Origin of the sequence: Pseudomonas brassicacearum (genome assembly GCF_009601685.2) — a bacterium.
Taxonomy (GTDB): Bacteria; Pseudomonadota; Gammaproteobacteria; order Pseudomonadales; family Pseudomonadaceae; genus Aquipseudomonas; species Aquipseudomonas kilonensis_B.
Genome location: NZ_CP045701.2, coordinates 5,792,954 through 5,818,864, shown reverse-complemented (window position 1 = coordinate 5,818,864; position 25,911 = coordinate 5,792,954). Strand labels below are relative to the sequence as shown.

The window sequence follows — 25,911 nt, the reverse complement described above, 5'->3', positions numbered from 1 at the left end:
ATCAAAAAACAGCGACACGTTGTGTCAGTCCTCTGTGGAAGCGGGCATGTTCACGAAAAGGCCAGTAAACCCCACCCCGCAACCCAGTCAAACCCCTGTGGGAGCAAGGCTTGCCCGCGATGCCCTTCTCCCACACTTCCCATGTATCCGGTTTGGCTGATCCAAGAGCAGACGGCGGAGCTGTTTGGCACGGCCAAGTCGACTATCAAATGAGCACGTTTTCAAGGAAGGCGAATCGGCTCCGGAGCAGGTGATGAGAAAAATCGGTATTTCCGAATTTTCTATCTAAATGACGCGCGCCTGAAGACATGTCGCTAAAACGCCATTTTGACAACACGTTCCGCCCTCATGTCGTCGTCAGCGACATGAGAACAGAACGTGTCGCAAAAATCGAAAAACAGCGACACGTTATCCCCTCGTGTTTACACTGACGACACGAGAGGGCGGATTGAGCGCCCTTGCCCTTTAATCTAAAGGACCAGGATCGCCCCATGACTGCAGCGCCTTACGTCTGGCAGGCCGATAAGCCGTATAACCAATTACCGCGTCTGCCTCCAGCAGCCGAACTGGAAACCCGTGCAGTACTCAAGCGCTGTATCGAGGCGCGCACGGCCTTGGCTGAGTTGAAGCAGGCAGCCGAACTGATACCCAACCAAACGGTACTGATCAACACCATTCCCTTGCTGGAAGCCAAGGACAGTTCCGAGATCGAAAGTATCGTCACCACCACGGACTTGCTCTTTCAGCATGCCCAGGAGGCTGACGGCCATGCTGATCCGGCGACCAAGGAAGCCTTGCGTTATCGCAAAGCCCTACACCACGGCTTCCTGTCGCTTGCCGAGCGCCCCTTATCCACGGGCACCGCAGTCGAAATCTGCCGCACGCTAAAGGGCGTAAACATGGACATTCGACGCGTACCCGGCACCCAATTGGCCAACGACCGTACCGGCGAAATCATCTACACCCCACCGGACGGCGAAGATCATCTACGTGATTTGCTCGCCAACTGGGAGCGCTTCCTGCACAACGAGACGGATTTGGACCCGCTGGTGCGTATGGCCGTCGGGCACTACCAGTTCGAGGCTATTCACCCGTTCACCGATGGCAATGGCCGTACCGGGAGGGTGCTTAATACGCTGTTCCTGATTCAGGAGGGGCTGCTGAATCTACCGATTCTCTATCTCAGCCGTTACATCATTGCCCACCGAGCCGACTACTACCGTCTCCTGCTCGACGTCACCCGCGAACAGGCATGGGAGCCCTGGCTGCTCTACATGCTTAGCGCCGTGGAAGAAACCGCCCGCTGGACCTGCGCCAAAATCGCCGCCATCCGCAGCCTGTCCGAACACACGACCCAATTCGTTCGTGAGCAACTGCCGAAAATCTATTCCCGTGAATTGGTGGATGTGATCTTCGAACAACCGTATTGCCGCATCCATAACCTCGTCGAGAAACAAATTGCCGGGCGCCAGGCTGCCTCTCGCTACCTCAAAGATCTCGTTGACGTCGGCGTTCTCCAGGAAGCGCAGGTCGGCAAGGAAAAGCTCTTTATCCACCCGAAACTGATGCAGTTGTTGACTCGGGATAACAATGAGTTCAGGCCTTATGCCTGACCTTCTCAGCCGAAGGTGGTGTGCCTGAATACGTTGGGTTGATGGGGCAGGTCGTTGGCATCGGGCAGGTTGGTCACCTGCCCGATTTTTTTGCGGCATCCAAAAGAGCCTCGATTCTTGCGTTTCACAAATATTTTTCAGGGGCTGCCGGCCAAATCGTCCTGGCTCATCTAAGCTGAATTTTCCTGGAATATGCGCCAAGTGCCTTCTCACACGAATGCGGCCAACCCGGCTTGCGGCACCGCTCAGCAGCCAGGCGGGAGGAAAGGATGCCGAACGTGCTGGTGGTGGTCTGGGACTTCGATACACGCAGATTAAGAGTCCCCGTCGCGAACAGTCTTCTCTGCATACAGCTTAGAATCGGGGCTTTGCTGTACATGGCGAGAACGGCCTTCACCAAACATATCGATCGACATCAACTGGATTATTGCCTTGTCGTCGCCCCCGAGTATCTTTTCTCCAAGGAAATGCCTGTCTCGTTTATTTCGGAGGAAGAAAAAGAAATCATCCGCGCAACATTGATAGATATTTCAAAGATAAATCCATGGCTGATATTCGTCCCAGGCACGACGCTTTGGTTCAAATCAATGCGGCGTCCAGACTCCAGGATGCGGAAAAGAGAAACCCAGCAGTTGAAATCATGGGGGCAGGCCAGAAATATCAACAAGGCAAAATATGGTGCGCAAATGGATGCGGTTGTGAATGAAATCCCGGGGCGGGACCGCATAAACAAAGGGGTTTATGGCGATTATGCAAGGGCTACGAAGGAGCGGATCGCAGCAATCGAAACAGAAGGTTCAAAAGCCGGCGACGGAATCGTTAGAAATACAGGCTTCATCATTTGGAATGGAAACGTTTTTTACCAGCATAAACGTTACCCCAACATAGGAAACGATGGGCTGGAAGAACTGAATGACGCGCAGTTCTGGGAAGATAAGATATTCATGCCGGGCAGCTATCGGGAAACCCCAGCGGTCCATGGGCTGCAGATGGCTTTGGAAATATGCGCAGAACATTTCATTGGCGCGACGGTTTTGCATAAGAACAACGTCCTGGATTTCCATATCCTGGTCTCGGCCAGTATTGCTCTCGACAAGGCTCGTGTAGGCGTAAAGCCTGGGGGGTATGTGGTTCATGCAGATTCAGAGGGCAGTGCAGTTTACCGGCGCGAAGCCATGAACCTGGTTCAACTCCAAGCCATTGATGAAACCGAAATAGGCTTGTTGGGTGTTGAAGCCGGCCGCGTCAGGAGTTTTGTTTGCGCGATTGCCTAGACCAACCCTGACCTCGAGGTGTGAAATCCAGAGCCGCGCTTACCCCGGGTATTGAGTGGCTGAGCATTCGTGACCCACCGCCATAACAGGCATTTCATACCCCCCACTGTGGGAGCGAGCCTGCTCGCGATAGCGCTATACCAGTCAACATCAGAACCACTGACTCACCACCTCGCAATCAGCTCACCACGTCCCGCTTCCCTTCATGCCGCCGACGGCGACAAATCTAAAACCCGTGTGGCTCCCCACCCCGCATTGGCCTTTGCGCAGAACGCACAGGCTCAGTTGACCAATCCCTCTATGCATTGCTTTCGCCCGGTGCCCCGTTACGCGCGCTTTCCACCGAGTAGCGTTCAGAGCACCGACCGTGCAGGCAACGTCGTCGATCTACCCAAGAACTAACTTCTGCAAACGTTCACGGCTGAAACGTATCAGCTGAAAGAAAAAACCAAATTATGCACAAATGCATTTTTATGCTTGACCCACATGCATAACCCTCTATAAGGTTGCTTCACTGTATGCACATACAGTATTTCTAAAGCATCATTTATTTGAATCCATTCATGGACGAGGCAATAACCTATGAAAACCACCACTGAAAAATTCGGTGTAACCCCCCATCAACCCAGCCTCTGGACCCGCGCTGATGCGTTGAAAGTCCGGGCGGATGACCCCACCACCACCCAGCCACTGGTCAGCGCGGATTTCCCGGTACTGAACAACGACGTGTTCATCTGGGACACCATGCCCCTGCGCGACTTGGACGGTAACGTGACGTCCGTCGATGGCTGGTCGGTGATCTTCACCCTGACGGCCGATCGTCATCCAAACGACCCGCAGTACCTCGACGAGGACGGTAACTACGACATCCTCCGCGATTGGAACGATCGTCACGGTCGGGCAAAGATGTACTACTGGTTTTCTCGCACCGGCAAGAACTGGGAATTCGGTGGCCGCGTGATGGCCGAAGGCGTTTCGCCGACCGCTCGCGAATGGGCCGGTACGCCGATCCTGTTGAACGACCGAGGTGAAGTGGACCTGTATTACACCGCCGTCACCCCAGGCGCGACCATCGTCAAGGTGCGCGGTCGGGTGGTGACCACTGAACACGGTGTCAGCATGGTCGGCTTCGAGAAGGTCAAGCCGCTGTTCGAGGCCGACGGCAACATGTACCAGACCGAAGCACAAAACGCCTTCTGGGGTTTCCGCGACCCATGGCCTTTCCGCGACCCGAAAGACGGCAAGCTCTACATGCTGTTCGAGGGCAACGTGGCCGGTGAGCGCGGCTCGCACAAAGTAGGAGAGGCAGAAATCGGCAACGTGCCGCCGGGTTATGAAGATGTCGGCAACTCGCGCTACCAGACCGCCTGTGTCGGCATCGCCGTAGCCCGCGATGCAGACGGTGACGACTGGGAAATGCTGCCGCCACTGCTGACCGCCGTCGGGGTAAACGACCAGACCGAGCGCCCGCACTTCGTGTTCCAGGATGGCAAGTACTACCTGTTCACGATTAGCCATACCTTCACCTATGCCGACGGTGTAACCGGGCCGGACGGGGTGTACGGTTTCGTCGCGGACTCGCTGTTCGGCCCTTACGTGCCACTGAACGGTTCCGGCCTGGTGCTGGGCAACCCGTCCTCGCAGCCATTCCAGACCTACTCGCACTATGTAATGCCAAACGGCCTGGTGACCTCCTTCATCGACAGCGTACCGACCGACGAAACCGGCACGCAGATTCGTGTCGGTGGCACCGAGGCGCCAACGGTGGGCATGAAAATAAAAGGGCTGCAGACGTTCGTGGTGGCCGAGTACGACTACGGTTACATCCCGCCGATGCTCGACGTCACCCTCAAGTAACAGCAACACAGGGGTTTCAGGCAGCGGGTTTGCGGTCGATGACAAAACCGTTGTGGATATGATCGAGATATCCCGCCTGATTCATTGCGACATTGCTCGCAAGCCCCATTGAACAACGCGTCGTAACCCTCTTCGCGACTGGCTGCAAGGATGCAGCCAGTCGTGAATGCATTTCCCTGCGACGTATGTGCACAAGCCCCTCTGTGGGAGCGAGCTTGCTCGCGATAGCGGTGTGTCAGCCAACATTTCGGCCAGTTGTTTATCGTGACTCCACGAGACCAGCCACGACCGACATTGCCTTGCGCCATTGCCTACAACTACGCCAGAATCCGCCGGCTTGTGCGTCTCGGAGGGCGTCGGTAGTTTGAGTCCTGTCACTGAGCATCAGTGATCGGGTTTCGCAGCCCGGACTCTATAGGCGCACAACGTCACCTTCGAAAGCAGATTACCCATGTCTGTGATTTCGTCAGAGGTGGCTGTGCGTGGGAGACCCCTTGGGTCTGCCGGTCCCTAGAGTCCCGGTCTGCGAACCCGCGTACAGCTGCCACCCCAACTTCGTTTCGCAGCGAATGGTGGTAGCTCCAATAGACTCTAGGAGCTTTACCATGGCTAAAATCACACCGAATCCGCCAGCTACAGATGAACATGTGTCTCGCGCTCAGTCTGCTCGTAACAAGAAGCTTGATGATGCTGCTAACCGGGCTTTGGATTACTACCTGAAGCCTACGCCGAAGAAAGAAACGTCCGACAACCCCAACAGCATCTTCCGTATCGCACCTGATGTTGATTCGGAATGTCTGCTTGCCAGTCTCAGTGAAAACCTGGCTGCGGCCAATGCCATGATCAATGATTTGGCGTTTGACCTTGAGGGTTCGCGACGGCGTGTTGCGATGGGGATTTTGCAGGTGATTGAGGTGAGTGAACTGTTGGCGAATCGGGCTTTGGATATTGTTGAGGTGAGGTAACAAGGGGCCGCGCTTACCCCGGGTATGAAAAAAAGGTCTTGCTTGGCAAGGCCTTTTTTTCATGGTGGCTTATAGCTTAGCCATCACTGCCGTATAGATCAGCATGGCCAGTCCAACACCCGTCAGTGAAATCCAGAAGCAGTTGGCAGCAGTTATTTTGGAGTTTTGCTGACCTAGCGGATCATTTTCCAGATGGTTAATTGCCGACTGAACCCGAAGTAGGCAGAACAGGTTGAAAAGCAATGTTGCTGCTGGAATGGCTGAATGAGCTCCAGGTGCGCTCGGCCAGAATGCGGCATAAATCCCTACAAACTCGGAAACTATAAGTGCAAATGCAAGTAGGCGCGGGTGCCATTTGTAGTGCGTGTGAGAAATATATAGTTGTCGATCAATTTTCATGTGTAATGAATAAGTAAATAGCACGCCCATGATGGTGCGTATCAAGGGCAGCACTCTTGCATTGGTGGCGATCCTGTATGTTTTCCAGTTTTTGTACAGCCAGTAGGTGTAATAGTAACCAAGGGTTAATAAAAACATGACGATGAATTTGTTTTTCGAGACGATGTAGAACCGAGGGGCGGCTAGCAGGGGCGTCGCTTGGGTTGTGGGTGTCGATTCTTCGGCAGATGTCGTCATGAGTAAACTCTAAAAGGTTTGGCTGTAGTAATTCGATGGGGTGAATATTTTAATGAGGTCGGAATGCTCTGGGCGAATGGTAGCAAGGTCCTAAAACAGAAAGTTGTAGGATGGTTCCCAAGAGGGGATACGTTTTGTCCGGAGTTGACGCGGTATTTGGATGTAGGAAGTATTGCTGTAGGAATGTTCTGAGGGGCGCGGAATAAGCGATGGACTCAAATTGTGCAAGAGGTACTTGCACAATTACCGGGAGTTATCCAAGAGGTGAGCTCTGAGATCGTGCAACAGCTTGCTGCACAATTGCCCAGACGAGAGAGACGTTTTTGTATAAGAGAGCCCGGAAACACGCTCAATTTGTCCAACAGCCTGTTGGACAATTGTGAACCTCAGCACGACATCAGTGGGTGCGGTGAGCGGCAAGCCAGCTGGGTCAATCTTCCACGAAATAATCGCTATCCAAGTGCTTCACTTCGTAAACCTGTTTGACGTTGCAGCCGAGATTGTTTTCGACCATCAGCCGCGCCAGCTCCAGCCCATCGATCAACACCACTTTGATATCCAGGCTCATGGCGGCCTCGCGGGCTCCATTGGAAAAGTCCGAAGTGGTAATGAACACACCCTTACGGGCGCGTTGGCGGGTGAGGGCGCCGATGAACTTATCGATTTCCGGGCGGTGTACGGTATTGGTCCAGCGCTTGGCTTGCAGGTAGATGACGTCCAGGCCGAGCTTGTCTTCCTTGATGATGCCGTCGATGCCGTCGTCGTTGGTTTGTTGCGTCGCTCGACCTGCTTCCTTGCGTGAGCCACCGTAGCCCATGGCGATCATCAGATCGACTACCAGTTGCTCGAAAAAAGTTGGTGAAGCTGCACGCACCAGGGCCAGCAGTTCATCCGCCAGAGATTGCGTCAGCGCCTGGTGTGCTGCGGCCAGTTGCTCGTCGGGAGTCGCTTGTTCGACCGGTTCGCTCTGCAAGGCTAACGCTGGGTCATCGGCGGGACTGGTCGTATGGAACGCGGCGAATTCAGGGTATTGCTTGAGCCACCTAACGGTAATACGTACCGGCCCACTGTTCAGCGCCTCACGACCGCGTTCGGTGATTTGCACCAGTCCCTTTGCCGGAATGCTCAGCAGCCCCGCCTTATTCAGATAGGTTCGCGCCCAACCGACTCGATTGTTAATGACTGTTTGCTTGCCGGAAGGCAGGCGTTCGCTGCGCTCCTCCTCGCTGAGCTGAAACTCGTTGGCGATGCGCTCGCGAAGTTCGCTTAGGGCTAGCGGAGTATTGTCGGCGACGGAGGCCAGTATCGGTCGCATGACGCTCTGGAAATCAGGGATGGGCATAGATAACTTCCTGTTCAGTTGCCGGGGCGTATTAAAGCAGGTGCGGATCCTGGTTGTCGTGCGCCCAGACCTTCACCCTGAATAGTGACTGGTGTGGCTGGGCCGGAGACTTACTGATGTCGAGCGTCTTCAGTATCAGTGGATGCCTGCCTGATCTGCGCAAGGTGTGTTCCCCGGCCGCTTTGTGGTGGCGCTATCGATCTTAAGTCGGGAGTTCGAAAGGTCACGAGCAAGAGAAGAGCTTCAGACTCCTTCGACTTCGATCCCATGTTCTGCCAACCATGTCTTGCGCTGTGCATAGTCAGGCATGACGCGCTCCAGGCGGAGCCAAAATTCTGGGGTGTGATGTGGCTCTTGCAAGTGCACCATCTCATGCACCACCACATATTCCGCAATGGGCTTGGGCAGCAGGATTGTTTTCCAGTGAAAGTAGAGCTGTGCGCCTTTGCCACAGGAGCCCCAGCGATAGCCCAGATCCTGCACACGCACACCGCTGGGGCTCAGATCCATGCGGGCTTGGTGGTTCTTGACGCGTAAGGCCAGCCAGTTGCGGGCATGTTCGCTGTACCAACGGATGAAATGTTCGCGGGCTCGTGGCAGTTCGCTACGCAGCAGGCGGAAGCGACCGGCAGAGAGTTTCAGGGGCACATCCTGCTCATCAACCAGTTTGAGGCGATAACTTCGCCCCAAATACAGAAACCCCTCTCCGTCGACGTATTCCTTGGTGGGGATTGAGCGCTGCAGGCGTTCCTTTTCGGCAAGACGCGAGTAAATCCAGAAGCTTTTTTCCGCTACGAATTGCCGCAGCGCTTGCTCCTCAACCTCTGGCGGGGCAGACAGGATAAGTGCGCCGTCACGCTCGACAGTGATCTGTAGCGTCTTGCGTCGCGCGCTGCGGCGTAGCGTCAGTTGCAGATCGTTTACGGTGAGGGTTTGATTGCTCACAGCTGCATCAACCGTTCATGGCTGGCTCTGGCCTGATCCATCAGGCGATCAGACAGCACCCCCGCCGTATCGCTATCCACCAAGGGCGGACGCAGTCGCATCAGGTAATCGAATAGCTGCCCGGCCAGCTCCTCCTGTGCCGCTCGCTTGCGCGGGCTCCAGATATCGCGGTGGCTTTGGAGTTCGCCCACCAACAGATCGACCAGTTCCACTGTCACATCTTTCAAACGCAGCAGCTCGGCGGGCTGCGGATTGGTGTCGGCACACACCACATCCAGCAGGGTGCGCAGGAAGGGGGCATAGTGTTCGGGCAAATCCAGGGGGCTGTAGTCATCGCTCATTTGACCGCTGCGCAGCTCGTTGATGATCTTCTGCATCTGCTCAACCAACTGATCCCACTGCTCGCCCAGCGACTTGAGCAGCTCGTTCAGGCGTTCGGACAGCTTGCGATAAAGCACCGGATCTTCATCAGTATGCTTGCGCACGTGCGAGCGAATGGCGTGCTCCATCTCTGAGGCCTTGGCGCGGTCGTTGACGCTACGCGACAGCTGCTTCTCGAAGTCTGCATCGGTGAGCTGAATCGGCGGAATTTTCGGGTCGATGCCCAGCGAGATAACATGATCGTCGATCAGCTTGCGCACCTTGGCACCGACATCCTTGCCCAATTGCGGCAGGTCCTTGTAGCGCCCACGTGCCCGCGCGTGGATATAGGCCAGACGCTTGGCATCCTTGACGAAGGGCAGGCCCTCGGGGCGTGGCAGCACGGTGTCCAATGAGTTGAGGAACGCTTTGAGTTTTACCGCAAATTCGGCGCGCACCTTTTCCGACTCCAGTGCGGCAATGCAGGTTTCGGCATCTTCCAGCGACTCAATGCCCTGGCGACGCAGCACATCCACCACGCGAAGATGACGATCGCGCAGCACCGGCACCTCGTCCTTGATGCTGCTCAGCGCACCTTCGATATCCTCGTCGGCATAGGCTGCCAGGGCTTCGCGCAGGTGGTTGGCGACCCCGTAGTAGTCGACCACGATGCCGCAGCGCTTGCCGAAACCAGTACGGTTGACACGCGCAATGGCTTGCAGCAGCTCGGCTTCCTTGATTGGCCGGTCAAGGTACATGACCCCTTCGATGGGGGCGTCAAAGCCGGTGAGCAACATAGATTTAACGATCAGGAAAGCCAACGGGTCGGCCTTGCCTGGGTGCTCATGATTCAGGGGCTTCTTGAAACGCTGGATTAGCAGTTCGTGCTTGCTGCCATCCGTCCAGGTTTTCCACTCGGCCGGATCGTTATTTGAGCTAGAAATAATCGGTGCGAATTCCAGGCAGCGTAGCTTGTCGCGATAGCGCCACGCCTGCACGCGCGCCTGCAGCTTGGGTGGACGCTGACACAGTGCTTCATCGTCGAGGTCTTTGTCGGCTGCTGGCAACGCTTCGGCCTCGGCCAGCAACTGATCGCGGGCGGCCTGCAGCGCGTGGAAATAGCGGATGGCCGCAATCCGGCTATAGGCTACAACCTGCGCCTTGTAGCCATTGGGCAGGATGTTGGTGACGTAATGTCTGAGGATGTCGCGCGCCTTATCAGCGATCAGCGCGGGGGCATCAAAGATGTGGCCTTTGGTGGCGTATTTTTTCTTGATCAGCTCCAGCTCGTCCTGACTGTGCTCGCGGAACAAATCCTCGAACAGTTCATCCAGACTCGCCCCATCTTTCAATGCGCCCTGGGCAGTGCGCCCTTCGTAAAGCACCGGCACTGTTGCGCCATCTGCCTCAGCTTCTTTGATGGTGTATTTGTCGATGAACGCGCCGAAAATTTCGTGGGTGCGTTTCTTATCGCCCATGATGATCGGCGTACCGGTAAAGCCGATGCGCACGCAGTTGGGCAGGCCCGCCAGCAGGTTCGCCTGCAGGTCGCCGGCCTGGGTGCGGTGCGCCTCATCGATCAATACCAGAATGCTCTCGTCGTGGTTGAGCACCTCGAATGGTTTGCTGACCAGATAAGGCGCGCGCTTTTCGGCGGCTTTGAAGGGGGCAGTAGCTTGCGCAGGGATCGGCGCCTCCCCATCTTCCTCCTGTTCGGGATTGCGATACTTCTGGATGGTGGCGAATACCAAGCCGGGGCCCTGGCGACGTGCCAAGGTTTTAACACCCTCGATATTGGAAGCCACCTCCGGCAGTTCACCGCTCAGCGTGGCGGTAGCGGCGAGCTGGTTTTGCAGGTCTTTACGGTCAGTGACCACGATGATTTTGAAGCGGCGCAGCTGTGTATCTGTGCGCATCTTGCGCACCAGAAATACCATGGTCAGGCTCTTGCCTGAGCCTTGAGTGTGCCAAACGATGCCGCCGCGCTGGTCGCTCTCGCCATGCTCAAGGCGTGTTTGCCCGCGTTTCATGCGGATCACCGTGCGGTTCACCGCACGGTACTGCTGGTAGCGGCAGACTGTCTTGATGGTCTGCCCGCCAACCTGCATAAACAGCATGAAATGCCGGATCAGATCGAGCAGATGGGCCGGCGTCAGCATGCCTGCCACCAGGCGCTCCTGCTCGGACAGTTTGGCTTTGCCTAGCTGCTCGGCTACTGACTGCTCGCTGCCGCTACCTTCCGGGCCAACCACGGTTTTCCATTGAGAGAAATGCCCGAAGCCGGCCCCAATGCAGCCCACCCGTGCTTCGTCGTAGCTACTGGCGACCAACAGCTGCACGCTAGCGAACAGTGTTTCGTTGCCCTCGTTGTCCTCGACTTCGAAGGCTGCCTTGCGCTGGTTGCTGTAACGACGTAATTGATCGACAGCTTCGGTCAGCGGTTCTGGGATGGAGGGGCTCTTGCACTCCACCACCACCAGCGGGATGCCGTTCACCAGCAACACCAGATCCGGGACGATAAATTTCTTGCCGCTGTTATAGCCTGGCGGGCAATCCACTCGGAACTGGTTGATCACACTGAAGTGGTTGTTGGCCGGGGTGGCCCAATCGATGTACTGGATGGTCTGGCCACGCCCGCCTTCCCAGCCCGGGAGGCCGTCGACAGTGATGCCTTTGAGCAGCAGCTCAGTGACTGTCTGGTTGGCTTCCATCAACTTGCCGGCGCCCACGCGGGTAATGGCCGCCACTGCTTCGGCAATGCGCTGCTCATCCAGCCAGGGCTGACCGTCGCGCAGGTTGATGGCACGCAAGCGCTCGGCCAGTGCGGCCCGCTGAATCACTTCACTGAAACTGCTGCGGCCAGTGATGGCCGGGTCGTCGAGGCTGCCCTCGGTATGCTTCCAATTCAGCCCCTGTAACTGAGCCACAAAGGGTTTTTCGACGTCATCCAATTCCCAGCCCACGGTTACTCCTTTAATCCAGTTCAGGCGTGTATGGGCTCATACAGGCTCATAGCGGCTCATTCCGGCTCATTTCCGCACATTCCGGCTCATTTCAAGGTGCCAAGGGTGTAGGTTGCCCCTCGATTCTTGCCGCTCTGTGCAATGGCGCCTTTATCTTTCAGCTTTTTCAGCAGCTTGGCCGCTTGGTCAGTTGATATGCGACATAGCCCCATGACCTCGGCACGTTTGATTTGCCCATGCTGCTGCACATAGTTCAGCACCATCTGCTCATGCTGAATCGGAGCGAAGCCTGCCTGGCGGGTATAGCCGGCCTTGTCGCCCACGGCCTGATACAGGCTGGCCGACAGGGTATAGCTGCGCCCTCGTGTAGAACCGTGGGCCTCGACCAAGCCGGCTTCGGTTAGGGCTTCCAGGGTGCGTTTGGCACTGGCGGTGTCGCGCTGGATCTGTACGGCCAGTTCGTCGGCCGTGACGCGCTTGGTTTCACGCAGGGCGGCCAGGGCGATCAGGCTGTCGATGGGCAGCTCGGCATTGGTGGCGCGCTCGTGCTCGACTACCAAGCGGCGGAAGTCCAGGTCGGCCTCTGCGGTGGGTAGGCGCAGCACTACGCTTTGGGCGGTGGTGTAACTGTAGTCCGGGGCCGGCCGGCCGAACTTGAGCATGCCGCGGAAAATCTTGTCCACGCCTCGGCCGGAGCGTTCGACCACGCCGACGCGCTTCATGGCATCGGCCAGGGCCGGATTGCGCGGGCGCGGTTCGGTCACCAGCAGATTGGCCAGGGTGACGCCATCGACCAAGCCACCGGGATTGCTGACCACCAGGGCATCGTCCTCCAGGCGCACATGCACCGCGCCTCTGCCGTGGTAGTCGCGGTGGACCAAGGCATTGGCTACGGCTTCACGGAAGGCGCCGAGGTCAACCTTGGGCACTGGCACGCGGAACAGGCCGACCTGTAGTTCTTCCTCTGGGTTGTAGGGACGGAAGTTGGTTTCCAGCCAGTCAAGTGCCTTGAGCAATGGGAAGCGGCGAAACTCGTTGAAGCGTACTGCCTGCTGGGCCAGCACCTGGAAAGCGAACTCATGGGTGGGCACCAGTTGGCGCAGGGAGGTTTCCCGGCCGATCAGTAGCAGGCCGGTGAGGGTTGGCACACGCGAGCCATCGGACTGGCGCGCGGTGAGCAGCAGCGCGCCGTCGAGGGCTTCATCGTCCAGTTCCAGCAGCACGCGGTCGCCGCCGTATTGCTGAACCGCCTGGCGCAGGCGCTCACGCTCCAGCGGGTCGAGGTCGGCCAGGGTGGCGCCGGCCACCGGCTGGGCGGAGACATCGAGCAGGCCGAAGCTGCTTGCGCGGCTGCTGCGCTCATGGGGCAGCATGGCTATGCATTCGGGCGTGCCGTCGTGTTTCAAGCGGCGGCGCAGGTAGACGCCGCTGGTGGTGGCCACCTCGCCGTGGGCTTTGGGCACATGAATGCGCGCTACGGTCACGCCATCCAGGTCGATCGCCTCGGCCTGTACGTTCAGCGACGGCGAGGTGCGCGCTGCGACCATGCCGGCCAAGCCCTCCAGCAGGCGATGCTCCGCATGGAGGCCTGTGGGCGTACCGTCGTCCTCGACGCCCAGCCATAGCTCGCCGCCCTCGGCATTGGCCAGGCAGATCAGCGCCTCGATTAGTTCGCGGTCGGGGAGCTTGTTGCGGTCGCTCTTGAACTCGGCGGTGAGGGACTCGCGAGGCGGTAGACGCTGGGTCATTTCAGGCTTCCATGGGGCATGCATCCTGCTGAACGGACTCCAGCAGCGGGGTGACACGAACGCGGCCGGTCAGCAGGTCGTCCATGAGGCCAACTTTAAGCTCAAATAGTTTGCCTAGGCTCAGGCTCTCGGTCTTAAGGTGTTTATTTATCTCATTAACTCTGGTATCGCCTGTGCTCTGCTCGAGAACAGAGGGAAGGCATATCATCAGTTTACAAATTTGCCGTTGAGAGATGTTTTTCTGTCCGCTACTACCATTAAGCATCCCGCCAATCTGCTGGCGCGTTTTCTCGAATGCCATTGCCCGAACCAGATGCCCAGTCAACAAGCGCGACTGATCAGGCACGAGACGAAGCGTTTTATCCGAGAGCATCAAAAGTGATGGAGTTTCCTCCACCACAACTGTTCTCGCCACAAACTCAGCAACCCCGTTAGCTCTGGCAAGCAGAGCGTCCCCAGCATGCACTTCGAGCGATGGAATTGGTTTGAGATTGCTTGGTAGCCTCTTCGCCTCAGCAGAATTATATTGGCCGGAAGTAATAGCACTCAGCTTGAGGACTCCCCACTCGCCTGCGCTTGGAGGCTCTTCGGGACAGTTTGGACTCCAGCCCGCATCAATCCCGAGTAATACTCCTCCAACTTCTACAACTTCCCAGCCCCTTGGAATCCACCCCAGCGGCGACTTCTTGTAGAGCTGCGGTGCTTCGCTCTGTGGCGGCCGCAATTGGCCGTTGGCGTCAATGCCGCGGGTCAGCAGATCGTGCAGCAGGCCCTGCTTGACGGCCTTGAGCTTGTCGATCAGTGCCTCGCTTTCGCGGATGGCGGTGTCGAGAGTATCGAGGATTTGGGCAATTATGGGCTGTGCCTTTTGAGGCGCCAGCGGCACAGGAATATTCAGATATTCCTGAATACGGATGCCCTTAACTGTGGAGCCAACAGCCCTGCCCTCAGCGAGTGGCTGAATGTGCTGCATAAGTTTCAGCAGGTATTCGGCGGACACACCCGAAGCCGGGAAAAGTGCCTTTACGTCCTGATTGATCGCCATCGGAACAAGCGGCAATGCTGTCCTGCCGACGGCCATCCGAGTACAGACCAGTGGCGTCTGTGCGGGAATCAGGTTACTGGCGCTTGCATGAAGACCGGCAGCGGAAATGTGCTCTTCGGTGTCCAGAATCACACTCTGCTGCTCCGAGAAGTCCTTGACCGAAGCCCACGGAATATTTCCCTTCCAGTAGGACGGAACCTGTCGAGGAGGCGTCCCACCGCCAATATGCCGGTCTACTGCGTCCCTTAATGGGCGCTGCTCATACAGGGCTTCAGACATATTTCAACGCCTTCAGGAATCCGTGCAACGCCGTAGCCGCCGCATCGCGTTTTTGCTCGATCTCGTTCAGTGTCACCCGATACTTGTCCCACCAGTTCTCGAAGGTGGCGACGATCTGCTTGCGCTGGGCAACGATATAGCGCTCGACAATGGCATGCATATCGTTATGCAGAATCTTCAGCAGTAACTCGGCAGCTTGTGGCTCGTCCAACCCATCGACAGCCTGGTTCAGTTGGCTGGCGAAGTTTTCCTGCTGGGTTTTGAGCTGTTTCTTCACCTTGACTAACTCGGCCTTCCAGGCCTTGAGCTGGGCTTCGTCGATGGGGTTCTCCTCGTCATCGGCTTCCACCGCGCAGTCGGCCTCGTTAGCCTCATCCCCCTTGGTTGGTGCGGCGGCCTTAAGCTGGTTATCCAGCTCGGCCTTCTTGGCTTCCAGCTCGGCTAGTCCGGCTACGAAATCGCTGAGCAGGAACTTCACCAGCTTATGCTCCAGCGGGCTTTGTTTGCTGGCCTTGTCTTCCAAAGCGGTGACGATGCTGGTGCGCCAGGCATCGATCACGCCCCGGCTGCCGCGGGCCATCAGGCCGAGAAAGTCATATTTGCTCTGGTACCAGAAGCCCGCGACGATGCCCCTGACCTGGAAGGGATCGAGCAGGCCGATGCCTTCCAGCGTCTGGCTAAAACTTGCCAGCAGTTCGCCGCGCAACTCGACCAAGGCAGCGCTGTTATCCAGCTTCCCAGCCAGGGCGGTGATACGCGGGCTGTGTTTGTGCCACCAGCGCTCGAAAGCCTCACGCAGGAGCGCTTCTTTGGCCAGCAGGCGGATATTGCCTTCGATGGCCTGCTTGAGGTCGGCGCGGCGACTTAACTCGCTGCAAAAATCTAAATATTGGGCATCGCGAGCCACGAACAGGTCGTGTGGATCGAGTCCGTGGGCGGCGAACAGCGGCGTTTTCGCTTCGACTTCGGCCTTGGGCACACCACCCAGCAGGTGGGCACGCACATCATGCGGCTCGGGCGGCGGTGCATTATCCACATAGCGGCGAATATTCAGGTTGTAATCGTTGTCGCGTAGCGTGGCAATATCCACCACGTCGCTAAAACCGTCGATCCGGCGAAATTCGTCGAAGGCGGTGGTGATCTTCTCAATGTGCTCGGGCAGCAGGTAGTTCTGCGCACGGCCCTCAAAGTATTCGCGGTCGGCGTTGAGGAACAGCACTTTTCCCTGGCGCTCGGCAGGCTTGGCACTGACACGGTTCGCGCCTTCCTGCTTTTGTTGGCGCAGGATAAGGATGCAGGCGGGAATGCCGGTGCCATAGAACAGGTTGGTCGGCAGGCCGATCACGGCTTCGAGCAGGTCGTTTTCGATAATTCCGGCGCGGATGCCGCGCTCCTCACCGCCCCGGAACAGCACGCCATGGGGCAGTACGGTGGCGATCATGCCTTCGTCGCGGGTCACGGCGAGCATGTGCTGGAGGAACATCAGATCGGCCTTTTTCGAGCCCAGTGGTACCTCGCCGAAGCGGAAACGCTGCTCGCGGAATGTCGGGTTCCAGGCCAGGCTGCCATCCGGACTTTTCTCGGTGTGGCCCCAGTTGATGGAGAACGGCGGGTTGGTGAGAATGCGGTCGAAGCGGCGTAACTCACCGCCTTCGACATGCCGAGGGTTGGCCAAGGTGTCTTCGTTCTCCAGCCCGGTGCCGCTGATGCCATGCAACAGCATGTTCATCTGTGCGATGGACCAGACGGTACCGTTGAATTCCTGGCCGAACAGGTTGGCCTTGCGGCCGTCCTCACCATGCTCGTCAATGTATTCCTTGGCAGCAATCAACATGCCGCCCGAGCCGCAACACGGGTCATAGATGTCGTGTTCGAGGCGTGGCTTGAGCAGGTGAACCATCAACCGCACCACCGCACGCGGTGTATAAAACTCGCCGCCCTTCTTGCCGGCCGAGTCGGCGAACTCGCCGATCAGGTACTCGTAGGCGGCGCCGAGCAAGTCGGGGAACTCGAAGTCGCTGTTGCGCAGACGCACTTCACCGAAGTGGGTGATGAGCTGGCGCAGCTTCTGATCGGGAATCTTTCCCTGGCCGACCTTGCGGGTAAAGTCGATATGCTCCAGCACCCCTTCCAGGTCCGCATTGTTTCCCTCGATGCCGGCCAGCGCCTTGTTCAACAGATCGCCGACATTGATGTGCGCTTCGTTGAGCACGTACCAGAATCGAGAATGGATGGGCACCCAGAAATTGCCATGGAGCTTGTACCAGCGCGGATTTTCCGCCAGGGCACATGCCTCGGATTTACTCTTGCCGGCATTTATCTGATCGGCAACGACCTGCTCATAGCGCTCCTCGAATACGTCGGAGCAGCGCTTGAGGAACAGCATGCCAAAAATGTATTCCTTGAACTCCGAGGCATCCATCTTGCCACGCAGAATATCGGCAGCCTTGAATAGATGGCGTTCCAGTTGTTGCAGCGTGAGGGGCATTGCGGAATCTCTTGTGGGCACTCAGGAGCGGATGCCGATCCTGATGGTATTAAATGCCGGGGATTGTATCCCAATCCAAGCTTGGCACTGAGCAGTCTCGGTTGTACGGGGTCAGGTTGGGTGGCGCAAGACAGGATGCCCGATGCTTACGCTTAAATGCCGTCGCTGCGAAGACAAGTAAAGATCTCAGACATTAAAAAGCCGGCTTATGGCCGGCTTCTCGTTGACTGATTCAGCTCGTTTTTGACAAACCTTACCAGCCTTCAAAACGTACATCCGGCTCTTGCGGCCGGCTGTGGGACTTGGTCAGAAAGTGATCTGCCTTGTCGGTGCGAGGCGTGGGCTCGCAAATGTGGGGCGGAGGATACGCGGGTTTGGTTCAGAATCCCAGTGGTAAGTGGTGTGGAATCATTGGGTTAGGGTGATTCAGGGGGAAAGCAGGGGGCTGCTGCGCAGCCCAGCGGGAGCAAGCTCCCTCGCCACAAAAGCTCCCTGCCACAAAGATTTCTGCCACAAAAGCTCTCTGACACAAAAGCTTGCTGTCACAAAGGCTCCTCAGCGCAAGGAGCTTTGCTTGTCTGTCCGTTCGGGTGGGTTAGTCGAACACCGGCGGTCTCTGTTTGTTGAGGGTTGACCACCAGAACACCCAGCCGATCACGTGGATGTGTTGCGCGTCGATCTGTTCGGCGCTGAAGACCTCGTCGGGATACGCAGCGCTGTTGTGGCTGCGCAGGCGCAGTCGGTTGCCGGGGATTCGGTGGAGGTATTTGATGCGCAGCATCCCGTCATGCTCAAGGGCGTAGATCTGGCCGTCGACGATTTGGGTCAGGCCGCGGTCGATGGCGAGGGTGGAGCCGTCGGCGATGCGTTCGGCCATGCTGTCGCCGACCATGGTGATGCAGATGGCGTCGCTGGGGTTTATTTCCAGGGATTCGAGGTGGCTGCGGGGCAGGCGGATGGATTGGTCGGGGATTTCGACGATGTGGGTTTTGGTTTCGCCGGGGGTGATGGGGACTTCCTTGTAGAAAGGCAGTTCGATGTCCGTGGGTTCCGCCACGCTGTAGACGCCATCGTTTTCGGCCGCCTCGTAGGTGATGCCGGGGCCGAGGCCCAATGGGGTTTGCGGGCCTTCGCCGGTGGCGAGCCACTGCGGGCTGACGGTCAGCAGGCTGGCGATGCTGTAGATGCGCCCTGGCGGGATGCCACGGTTGAACCAGTTGTTCACGTGCTGGGATTTCACGCCGTACAGCTTCGCGAAGTCGGCGGATCGAATATTGGCTTCTTTTAGAAGGGCTCTGAAGCGGTCGCCACTGGAAAGTATTTTCATAAACGAAAAGTTTAGAGACGAAGGTGTTTTCGGCAATAAACAAGTCGTTCAAATATATAAGACGATCTTTCCGTTTGCAGGATTTGAAAGGCGCGGGCTAAACGTGGTTACACAGTGTTAATACGGTTTCGTATTGGGAACCATTAATACATAAAAAAACCCCGGGGCAAACCGGGGTTCTTTATCAAGTTTGTTTCAGCCTTTGTAGGCGGCAACCGACTTGGTGATCGCTTCGCGGGCGGCGTCTGCACCGGCCCAACCTTCGATCTTGACCCACTTGCCTTTTTCGAGATCTTTGTAGTTCGCGAAGAAGTGCTCGATCTGCTGGATCAGCAGCGGTGGCAGGTCGGTGTATTCCTTCACGTCGACGTACAGTTGCGACAGTTTGTCGTGTGGCACTGCGATGACTTTGGCATCGCCGCCGCCGTCGTCGGTCATGTTCAGGATGCCAACTGGACGGGCGCGGATGACCGAGCCTGGGGCAACTGGGTATGGGGTCACGACCAGCACGTCGAGGGGGTCGCCGTCGTCGGCCAGGGTGTTGGGGATGTAACCGTAGTTGGCCGGGTAGAACATGGGGGTGGCCATGAAACGGTCAACGAACAGGCAGTCGCTGTCTTTGTCGATTTCGTATTTGATCGGGGCGTGGTTGGCCGGGATTTCGATCGCGACGTAGATGTCGTTCGGCAGGTCTTTGCCAGCCGGAATCTTGCTGTAGCTCATTGGGCGGTGCCCCCGTTAGTTGACCAAATGACTGGTCGGATTGACCAAAAAGTGGCGGCGATTATAGGCATATTCAGCCGCTGTTGCCACGTTACCAGGGTCTTAGAGACCTTAGTATGACGCCTGATAGACCGGATCTTCGGCTTGAAGTTGCCGCAGTCGGGCCAATGGGTCCTGACGGTAGAACGCCTTGAGCTGTTCGTAGACCCGTGGATAGGCCTGGTGCAGCAGGTCCGGGGCGCTGAAGAAGTATTCGCTGGTGACAGCAAAGAACTCCGCCGGGTTTTCCGCGGCGTAGGGGTCGATGAGGGTTTGTGCGTCGGGGTTGTGGTCGAGTTGGCGGTCGAGGTCGTCGAAGGCTTGTTGCATGGCGTCGGCCCAGTCGCTGACGCGCATGTCGGCGTGCAGGGGTGGCAGGCCGTTGGCGTCGCCGTTGAGCATGTCGAGTTTGTGCGCCAGTTCGTGGATCACCAGGTTGTAGCCGTCCCAGCCGCCGCTGGCCATCACGCCGTCCCAGGCCAGGATGATCGGGCCTTGGGGCCAGGCCTCGCCGCTGTGTTCGCCGTCCCACTCGTGCTCGATGCCGCTGGCGTCGCGGTAGCGCTGGGGGCTGAGGAAGTCGTCGGGGTAGAGGACGATTTCGTGGAAGCCCTGGTACCAGTTCAGTTCGCCCAGGTGCATCAGCGGCAATTGGGCCTGGGCGGCGAGCAGCAGGCGTTGTTCCTGGTGCAGTTCGACGCCGGGCAGGGCGGTGAGGTGTTTATCGTGCAGGAACAGTACGCAGGCTTCCCGCAGCCATTGGTCCTCGACGGCGCTGATGCCGTCGAGGAAGCTCAATTGTTGGCGCACACGCTGCCAGGTGTCCTCGGCCACGGGGTGTTTGGCGAGGGTGCGTTGGCGGCGCCAGTTGCTCAGGGACCACATGGGCGATCAGCGCGGTTGGGTTTTTGAGGCGCGCTGGTTCAGTTTGCTGCGCACCAGGCTGATGATCATCGGCAGCAGCGACAGCAGGATGATGCCGACGACCAGCAGCGACAGGTTCTGCTTGATGAACGGCACGTTGCCGAAGAAGAAGCCGAGGGTCACCAGGCCGCCGACCCAGAGGATGGTGCCGAGGACGCTGAAGCCGAAGAAGCGTGGGTAAGGCATTTTACCGACGCCGGCGACGAAGGGCGCGAAGGTGCGGATGATCGGCAGGAAGCGCGCCAGGGTCACGGTTTTGCCGCCGTGTTTGTCGTAGAAGTCGTGGGTTTGCTGCAGGTAGTCGCGGCGGAAGATTTTCGAGTCGGGGTTGCTGAACAGTTTTTCGCCAGCGGTGCGGCCGATGAGGTAGTTGGTGCTGTCGCCGAGGATGGCCGCGAGCATCAGCAGGCCGCCCAGCAAGACTGGGTCCATGGCACCACCGGCGGCGACGGCGCCGGCGATGAACAGCAGCGAGTCGCCCGGCAGGAAGGGTGTGACCACCAGGCCGGTTTCACAGAAGATCACCAGGAACAGGATGGCGTAGATCCAGGTCCCGTAGTTGGTCACCAGCATGTCGAGGTAGACGTCGAGATGCAGAATGAGGTCGAGGGGGTTGAAATCCATGCATAACACCTGTGGTGGCGGCCCGACTCGGCAGGCTTTGGGTCTGGCTTTGAGTATGGCTACAGAGTGTGTAGCTTTTTCTTACAAGCCGGGAAGACCGGCATTATACGGCGCGGATTGTGAAGTGCGTGTTGAGTTTGTAGCGGGGGATTTCGGTGGTTTTGTGGGCGGTGAAGCACCCTGTGGGGGCGGGCTTGCTCGCGATGGCGGTGGGGCAGTCAGTATTGATGTTGCCTGACGGACCGCTATCGCGAGCAAGCTTTGCTCCCACAGGGGGGCTGCGGTGAGCATTGGTTTTTGTGCATGCCTCAAAACCAGTGTGGGGGCGGGCTTGCTCGCGATGGTGGCAGGGCAGTCAGTATTGATGTTGCCTGACGGACCGCTATCGCGAGCAAGCTTTGCTCCCACAGGGGGGGCTGCGGTGAGCATTGGTTTTTGTGCATGCCTCAAAATCGGTGTGGGAGCGGGCTTGCTCGCGATGGTGGCAGGGCAGTCAGTATTGATGTTGCCTGACAGGCCGCTATCGCGAGCAAGCTTTGCTCCCACAGGGGGGCTGCGGGGAGCATTGGTTTTTGTGCATGCCTCAAAACCGGTGTGGGAGCGGGTTTGCTCGCGATGGTGGCAGGGCAGTCAGTATTGATGTTGCCTGACGGACCGCTATCGCGAGCAAGCTTTGCTCCCACAGGGGGGCTGCGGTGAGCATTGGTTTTTGTGCATGCCTCAAAACCAGTGTGGGAGCGGGCTTGCTCGCGATGGCGGTGGGGCAGTCAGTATTGATGTTGCCTGACAGGCCGCTATCGCGAGCAAGCTTTGCTCCCACAGGGGGGCTGCGGTGAGCATTGGTTTTTGTGCATGCCTCAAAACCGGTGTGGGAGCGGGTTTGCTCGCGATGGTGGCAGGGCAGTCAGTATTGATGTTGCCTGACGGACCGCTATCGCGAGCAAGCTTTGCTCCCACAGGAGGGCTGCGGTGAGCATTGGTTTTTGTGCATGCCTCAAAATCGGTGTGGGAGCGGGCTTGCTCGCGAAGATGGTGGCACATTCAATATTGATGTTGCCTGACAGACCGCTATCGCGAGCAAGCTTTGCTCCCACAGGTCCTGCTCAAACAGATCTGATGGGTGTACGACCGGGAGAGTCAGGTCGGCTGTTAGGCCGCCTCGGAAAGGACGTTGATCTCGGCGCCCCGTTAACCACGCTGGCCGAACGCAGGTATTGCGTAGTGGGCAACCCGGCATGGATGCCGGGTTAGCCGCGCTGGGCCCAGAGTGTGTCAAAACCCTGAAGCCAACCCTTGCTATGATTTCCCCAGGACTTCATTGCAAGGGCTGCCCATGAAACGCTTCATCCAAGGTGAACATCGAGATCAAACTACCTTGCTCCCCGAGAGCTTGGACGACTACGTCAGCGATACCAATCCGGTGCGCGTTGTCGATGTCTTCGTGGATGAACTCGACCTGATCACCTTGGGTTTTGAAAGCGCTGTCCCCGCTAAAACGGGCCGACCGGCTTATCACCCTGCAGTCATGCTGAAAATCTACATCTACGGCTATCTCAACCGTATCCAGTCAAGCCGGCGTCTTGAGTGCGAGGCGCAGCGCAACGTCGAGTTGATGTGGCTGACCGGTCGCCTGATGCCGGATTTCAAGACCATCGCCAACTTCCGCAAAGACAACTCAAAGGCCATTCGAGGAGTCTGTCGGCAGTTCGTCGTGCTGTGTCAACAACTGGGGCTTTTCTCGGAACATTTCGTTGCCATCGATGGCAGTAAATTCAAGGCGGTGAACCACCGCGACCGCAACTTCACCAGCGCCAAGCTGAAGCGCCGGATGGAAGAGATCGAATCAAGCATTGCCCGTTATCTGAAGGCGCTGGATGAGGCTGATCGGCAAGAGCCCAAGTCTTCAGGGCCCAAAGGCGGCCTGGAAGAGAAGATCGCCAAATTGAAGGAGCAGATGAAGGCGCTCCATGCGATTGAAATACAGCTTGAAGCATCGCCGGACAAACAGATCTCGCTGACCGACCCGGACGCGCGCTCGATGATGATGACGAGCGGTCATGGCATCGTGGGCTACAACGTGCAGACAGCAGTCGATACCAAACACCATTTGATTGTCGCGCACGAGGTGACCAATGTCGGTCACGACCGTGATCAGCTTAGCTCGATGGCCCAGCAGGCCCGTGAGGCGATGCAAATCGAATCGTTGTCGGTGGTAGCGGACCGAGGGTATTACAAAAGCAGAGAAATCCTGGCCTGTCACGAGACAGGGATCACCGCTTATGTGCCGAAAACGCTGAGTTCGCGGGCCAAATTTGATGGCCGTTTCGGTAATGACGAGTTTATTTACGACGCGGACAAAAATGTGTACGTCTGCCCCGCCAAGCAAGTGCTGATCTGGCGCAACTCTTATGTCGACAAGGGCAAGAAGCTGGACGTTTACTGGCACTCCAACTGCCAGGCCTGTTCGATAAAGGCGCAATGCACACCGGCCAGAGAGCGGAAGATTCGGCGCTGGGAACATGAGGCGGTACTGGAGGAAATGCAGGTCCGCCTGAACAATGAGCCGCAGATGATGAGCATCCGCAAGCGAACGGTCGAGCACCCCTTCGGGACGCTGAAGCAATGGATGGGGGCGACGCATTTTTTGACGCGGCGGCTGGCTGGGGTAAGCACCGAAATGAGCTTGAATGTACTCGCTTACAATTGGAAAAGGGTGATGAAAATCCTTGGTGCGCAGGGTCTGATGAAAGCGCTGGCGGCCTGAAACCTGCCGTTTTGCCCCGTTAATCAAGCCTACGGAGCCTTGCTAGCGCTTGTAGGGGCCGTTTGGAGCTACAAGAGCGCTTTAGGTTTTAATCAATTGGCCAACACCTGTCGGCACTACGTGCCGACGATGTTTTATTTGTTTTTACACACTCTGGGCCATGGATGGCCCTTCGCGGCGGCCCACGGAGCAATGCCGGAGTGAGGGTATGCCGAGCCTAAGCGAGGCACCAAGTGGTGGGGCAAAAGCGTTTTGCTTACTTTTGCGCTTCTCAAAAGTGAGCCGCCGTAAGGGCGGAACCCTAAGCAGCCGTTACCGCAGCAATGGATATGTCCCCGACCATCACCTTCAACATTGATGCAACCGAACTACCGCTATCGCGAGCAAGCTTTGCTCCCACAGGGGGCTGCGGTGAGCATTGGTTTTTGTGCATGCCTCAAAACCGGTGTGTTGGCGGGCTTGCTCGCGATGGCGGTGAGGCAGTCAGTATTGATGTTGCCTGGCGGACCGCTATCGCGAGCAAGCTTTGCTCCCACAGATCTATCTCCCATGGATATGTCTGTCACAGATATATCCATGGACTGATTCCCCTCTGAGCGGGTCAGAGTTCTTCGCTGATCGGCAACACGTAGTTCTTGAACTCGGTGTCTTCCTTGAACCCAATCGACTCGTAGGTCTTCTGCGCCACGTCGTTATTGCTGCTGGTAGAGACGCGCATACGTACGGCGTTGGTTTCCTTGGCCATTTTTTTCGCAGTGCGGATCAGGTTGTCGGCCACCAGTTGGCGGCGGGCGTCTTCGGCGACGTAGATGTCGTTGAGGATCCATACGCGCTTGAGCGACAGCGACGAGAAGCTCGGGTAGAGCTGGCAGAAGCCCAGCAATCTGCTGTCGTCATCATCGGGCAAGGCCAGGTAGATCACCGATTCCTTGCGGCGCAGGCGTTTTTCGAGGAAGGCTCGGGACGAATCCGGGTAGGGCAGTGAGCCGTAGAATTCCCGGTATTTGACGAACAATGGGGTCAGCAGGTCCAGGTGTTCCAGGGTCGCTTGGATAATCCGCATGGTAGGTCTCGTCTGCAAGGGTCGACATATATTCAGACAACAACGTCGCGCTGCCGTGCTTTTGATGCTGCCTGAAAGCGGATCAAAAACGCAATCGGATAAACGGATCAGCTTCGGGGCGGCATCAGTAGGAAATTACCTTTCATATCGGCACCGTTTTCCGACTCTAGAGTGTTTACCTGGGCTTCGTCCTTCAGATTGACCCCCGAAAGCTGCCGGCGACAGGCTTCGCGCATCAGGTAGATCAGGCGGTGGGCGGCCATGCCGTAGCTCAGGCCTTCGAGGCGGACATTGGAGATGCAGTTGCGATAGGCATCGGTCAGGCCGACCTTGGGGGCGTAGGTGAAATACAGCCCCAGGCTGTCGGGGGAGCTGAGGCCGGGGCGTTCGCCGATCAGGATCACCGACATTTTTGCGCCGAGCCGCTGCGCCACTTCATCGGCCACGGCGACGCGGCCTTGCTCCACTAAAACTATTGGCGACACAGACCAACCGTCAGCAGCGATCTGCTCTTCCAGCCGCGCCAGGAACGGCAAGGTATGGCGATGCACCGCCAGCGCCGACAGGCCGTCAGCCACGACGATGGCCAGATCCACGCCGCCAGGGTGGGCCGCCGCGTAATCCTCCAGGACCTGCGCGGAGGCGTCGTCGAGCCGTCGGCCCAGGTCCGGACGCTGTAGATAACTGTGTCGGTCGGCCGCCGCGCTGTGGAGCAACAGGCTTTCACGGCCGCGCTCGCTCAGCTGCGCGCGAATACCCTGGTGGTCGAACGCCAGGTGCACGGCATCGCGGGCCTGGGCGTGAGCGTATTGGAAGTCCAGTTGCGCCTGGGTCGGCAGGCTGGTGCCGGTGCGGCCCAGGGCGATGCGTGCCGGCGTGAGGTTGCGCAGGCTCAGCCAAGGGTTTTGTGGGTCGACAGGTTTTTTATCCAT

Annotated in this window: 18 protein-coding genes; 5 read left to right on the top strand and 13 right to left on the bottom strand. The window is 57.7% G+C overall.

Annotated elements, in window-relative coordinates; all coding sequences use genetic code 11:
* Window positions 1–491: 491 nt before the first annotated feature.
* The 4 genes from fic (at window position 492) to GFU70_RS25220 (ending at window position 5,709) form a co-directional block, all read left to right on the top strand.
* The gene (fic, locus tag GFU70_RS25235) at window positions 492–1,613 is read left to right on the top strand and encodes a protein adenylyltransferase Fic (protein ID WP_058544538.1); all 1,122 of its coding nucleotides are present in this window, start codon (window positions 492–494) and stop codon (window positions 1,611–1,613) included.
* A 269-nt stretch (window positions 1,614–1,882) separates the two neighbouring features.
* A complete protein-coding gene (locus GFU70_RS25230; RefSeq protein ID WP_153388970.1) occupies window positions 1,883–2,887 on the top strand; it encodes a hypothetical protein in 1,005 nt (334 codons plus the stop codon).
* Window positions 2,888–3,469: 582 nt separating this feature from the next.
* Window positions 3,470–4,744, top strand: a complete 1,275-nt coding sequence (locus GFU70_RS25225; RefSeq protein WP_153388969.1) for a glycoside hydrolase family 68 protein — start codon at window positions 3,470–3,472, stop codon at window positions 4,742–4,744.
* 605 nt (window positions 4,745–5,349) lie between these two features.
* Window positions 5,350–5,709, top strand: coding sequence for a DUF6124 family protein (locus GFU70_RS25220; protein ID WP_024617040.1), 360 nt, complete (start codon window positions 5,350–5,352; stop codon window positions 5,707–5,709).
* Between the two features lie 69 nt (window positions 5,710–5,778).
* Here GFU70_RS25220 and GFU70_RS25215 read toward each other — a convergent pair whose 3' ends face one another.
* The 11 genes from GFU70_RS25215 to GFU70_RS25165 form a co-directional block, all read right to left on the bottom strand.
* The gene (locus GFU70_RS25215) at window positions 5,779–6,345 is read right to left on the bottom strand and encodes a hypothetical protein (RefSeq protein WP_153388968.1); all 567 of its coding nucleotides are present in this window, start codon (window positions 6,343–6,345) and stop codon (window positions 5,779–5,781) included.
* A gap of 430 nt (window positions 6,346–6,775) precedes the next feature.
* Window positions 6,776–7,687, bottom strand: a complete 912-nt coding sequence (locus tag GFU70_RS25210; RefSeq protein WP_153388967.1) for a restriction endonuclease — start codon at window positions 7,685–7,687, stop codon at window positions 6,776–6,778.
* 243 nt (window positions 7,688–7,930) lie between these two features.
* Window positions 7,931–8,632, bottom strand: coding sequence for a M48 family metallopeptidase (locus GFU70_RS25205; RefSeq protein WP_153388966.1), 702 nt, complete (start codon window positions 8,630–8,632; stop codon window positions 7,931–7,933).
* Entirely contained in the window at window positions 8,629–11,955 is a 3,327-nt protein-coding gene (locus GFU70_RS25200; RefSeq protein ID WP_153388965.1) for a type I restriction endonuclease subunit R, read from the bottom strand. Before GFU70_RS25200 ends, GFU70_RS25205 begins: the two co-directional genes overlap by 4 nt.
* 86 nt (window positions 11,956–12,041) lie before the next feature.
* Window positions 12,042–13,703, bottom strand: coding sequence for an ATP-binding protein (locus GFU70_RS25195; RefSeq protein WP_153388964.1), 1,662 nt, complete (start codon window positions 13,701–13,703; stop codon window positions 12,042–12,044).
* A gap of 1 nt (window position 13,704) precedes the next feature.
* Entirely contained in the window at window positions 13,705–15,027 is a 1,323-nt protein-coding gene (locus GFU70_RS25190; protein WP_153388963.1) for a restriction endonuclease subunit S, read from the bottom strand.
* Entirely contained in the window at window positions 15,020–17,515 is a 2,496-nt protein-coding gene (locus GFU70_RS25185; RefSeq protein WP_153388962.1) for a type I restriction-modification system subunit M, read from the bottom strand. Before GFU70_RS25185 ends, GFU70_RS25190 begins: the two co-directional genes overlap by 8 nt.
* 595 nt (window positions 17,516–18,110) lie before the next feature.
* The gene (locus GFU70_RS25180; protein WP_153388961.1) at window positions 18,111–18,842 is read right to left on the bottom strand and encodes a helix-turn-helix transcriptional regulator; all 732 of its coding nucleotides are present in this window, start codon (window positions 18,840–18,842) and stop codon (window positions 18,111–18,113) included.
* 195 nt (window positions 18,843–19,037) lie between these two features.
* Window positions 19,038–19,565 carry an inorganic diphosphatase gene (gene ppa, locus GFU70_RS25175; protein WP_003205933.1) on the bottom strand — a complete coding sequence of 176 codons (528 nt, stop codon included), beginning with the start codon at window positions 19,563–19,565 and terminating at the stop codon, window positions 19,038–19,040.
* A 111-nt stretch (window positions 19,566–19,676) separates the two neighbouring features.
* Window positions 19,677–20,489, bottom strand: a complete 813-nt coding sequence (locus GFU70_RS25170) for a zinc-dependent peptidase (protein ID WP_153388960.1) — start codon at window positions 20,487–20,489, stop codon at window positions 19,677–19,679.
* Between the two features lie 6 nt (window positions 20,490–20,495).
* On the bottom strand, window positions 20,496–21,152 hold the full coding sequence (locus tag GFU70_RS25165) for a DedA family protein (protein WP_153388959.1): 657 nt from the start codon (window positions 21,150–21,152) through the stop codon (window positions 20,496–20,498).
* Window positions 21,153–22,485: 1,333 nt separating this feature from the next.
* Here GFU70_RS25165 and GFU70_RS25160 point away from each other — a divergent pair.
* Window positions 22,486–23,916: an IS1182 family transposase gene (locus tag GFU70_RS25160; RefSeq protein ID WP_153388958.1), complete on the top strand. Its 1,431-nt coding sequence runs from the start codon at window positions 22,486–22,488 to the stop codon at window positions 23,914–23,916.
* 601 nt (window positions 23,917–24,517) lie between these two features.
* Here GFU70_RS25160 and GFU70_RS25155 read toward each other — a convergent pair.
* Window positions 24,518–24,979 carry a GNAT family N-acetyltransferase gene (locus GFU70_RS25155; RefSeq protein WP_058544528.1) on the bottom strand — a complete coding sequence of 154 codons (462 nt, stop codon included), beginning with the start codon at window positions 24,977–24,979 and terminating at the stop codon, window positions 24,518–24,520.
* A gap of 107 nt (window positions 24,980–25,086) precedes the next feature.
* Entirely contained in the window at window positions 25,087–25,911 is an 825-nt protein-coding gene (gene eutC, locus GFU70_RS25150) for an ethanolamine ammonia-lyase subunit EutC (RefSeq protein ID WP_116641259.1), read from the bottom strand.